The organism is Serratia sp. HNCC26DJ244 (assembly GCF_057180565.1).
Map to the genome: position 1 here is coordinate 1 of NZ_JBXUGO010000053.1, position 2,219 is coordinate 2,219.

At 47.1% G+C, this 2,219-nt stretch carries 2 protein-coding genes; both read left to right on the forward strand.

What is annotated here, in order from left to right:
- Window positions 1-1,414 (forward strand): ATP-dependent nuclease (locus AC2A06_RS18460; protein ID WP_484381250.1); only part of this gene is annotated, 1,414 nt, incomplete at its 5' end.
- A partial coding sequence (locus AC2A06_RS18465) for a UvrD-helicase domain-containing protein (RefSeq protein WP_484381251.1) occupies window positions 1,407-2,219 on the forward strand: 813 nt, incomplete at its 3' end. The genes AC2A06_RS18460 and AC2A06_RS18465, both read left to right, overlap by 8 nt.

Here is a 2,219-nt window from a genome sequence, read left to right on the forward strand (position 1 = left end):
CCTGCCTATCTTGGCGATAGAGGCATTCATTGAGGGGGTGCCTGAATACCGGGGTACAAATAATTTCCTTAAAGCCGATGCTCAAGGGATCACGGTGCTGGTGCGCTTTGATGACACGCTCAAGGACGTTTACGCCGACCACTTACAGACAAACCCACACATTACGAGTATCCCGATCGAATTCTACAAGCTGGAATGGCTGGATTTCGGATGGAATCCTGTTAAAGCCGTAGCGAAGAAATTCAGGGCGTTATACATCGACCCAACTCGTATCCACCCCACTCTGGGTAAGAATCAGTACATCTCTACCATACTGAATACCGCTTTAAAGAAAGAGGAACTGGTTAAGCTGACCCTCAATTATCGTGAGAATCAGCAGGTTTTTAACAACTCAGGTGAGGTCAGGACAGTCAACACCGGTCTGGATACGGACCACTTGATCACAGAAAAAAAGCTGTCCATTGCCGCAAGCACTTTACCAGCGGGATCTATTCAGACCAGCCTTCAACTTGAAGTAGATGATGTCCCTTTCCAGTTCATTGGCAAGGGTGAGCAGAGTAATGTGCAGATCAAGCTCGCGATTCAGAACAAGTCGAAGGATATCGATTTGGTGATGATGGAGGAGCCCGAAAATCACCTTTCTCACACTAACCTCAATAAGCTGGTTCACTACATTGAAAATCAGCGGGGCGACAAACAACTCTTCCTTACCACTCACAGCTCGTATGTGCTCAACAAGCTGAGCATTGATAAAATCTGCTTGGTTCAGTCGGGATACAAACGTCTGCATAAGCTTGCCCCTGCAGTGGTCAAAACCTTAAAGCGCTTACCGGGCTATGACACATTGCGCGTGGCACTGTCGCACAAAGTCATCCTTGTCGAGGGACCGTCAGACGAGTTAGTACTCAAGAAGATTTACCACCGCAAGCACAATCGCCTGCCCGAGCAGGATGGTATTGATATCATCGTCGTGCGCGGAGTCGGGTTTGATACGTTCATCTCCGTAGGTATGGAAATTGGTACCCGGATAAACGTCCTCAGAGATAACGATGGCGACTATGATGAAAACGTCGTGAAAGTGCGTGCCGATTATGCGGCCTATCCCAATATCAAACTTATTTCCTCTGCCAAAAATGAGGAGTTTTCGCTTGAACCCGCGATGATATATGCCAATGCAACCGACTTGGTTACGCTGGACGCTTTCGCCAAGGAGGTGTTATCGACACAGACGTTTAACCTCTACGATAAAGTAGTCAACTTAGATAAGCGACGCGACTTTCTGATCGACTGGTTTCGAAGCGTCCAGGGAAACGGTAAGGGCGCTCGCAAGGTCGATTCAGCTATCAAGCTGTTCGATGGCACCCTGAATTTCAGGTATCCACCTTTCCTCGATGAGGTGTTCGACTTTGCCTAATGAATTCTGGATTGCCGGTGCAGGATCAGGAAAAACCCAAAAAGTCATTGAGGATGCCATTGAAGTCTTAAAGGCGGGCGGACGCGTATTGGTCGTCACCTACACCATGAACAACCAGGCAGAGCTCCGTTCTCGCTTTGTGGAATTGTACGGCAAACACAGCGATGATTTTGTTGTGAAAGGCCTGTTTTCATTTTACCTGGAAGACTTAGTGAGACCTTATCAAACGGCCATGTTTCCAGATCGAATCACTTCTACAATGTTCACCGAGCATAATCCTCACCTGATACCTGGTACGAGGAAATGGCATCCCAAAAGAGGGGAAAAAATTAATGGGGCGCTGAATCCTCTTCATTATCTGACGCCGTGCAAAACCAAAGCTTACACTGGACTGCTGGCGAAGCTGGCAACAAGAATCTCCGCTTCAACAAAGAATACCCCCGCTAACAGATTGAAAGAGATTTATCAGAGGATCTTTTTTGATGAGGTTCAAGATTTGGTTGGATGGGATTTTGACGTTATCAAAGCACTCAGTAAGGCAATGCATGACTCTATTTGCTGTGTAGGCGATTTTCGTCAAACTATTTACACAACCACGTTCGGCCATAAGGCACCGGAAACACCTGAGCAAAAGATTCAATACTTCAAAGACCTCAATTTTAGTCCGTTCTCGCTGGCGAAGAATCGCAGATGTATCCAGGAAATCTGCGATCTCTCGGATACCATTCATCCCGGTATTTATGAAAAAACGCAATCAGAGGTGGGAGAAGTTCCTGCTGAGATGGCCCATCACTGCGGCTGTTTT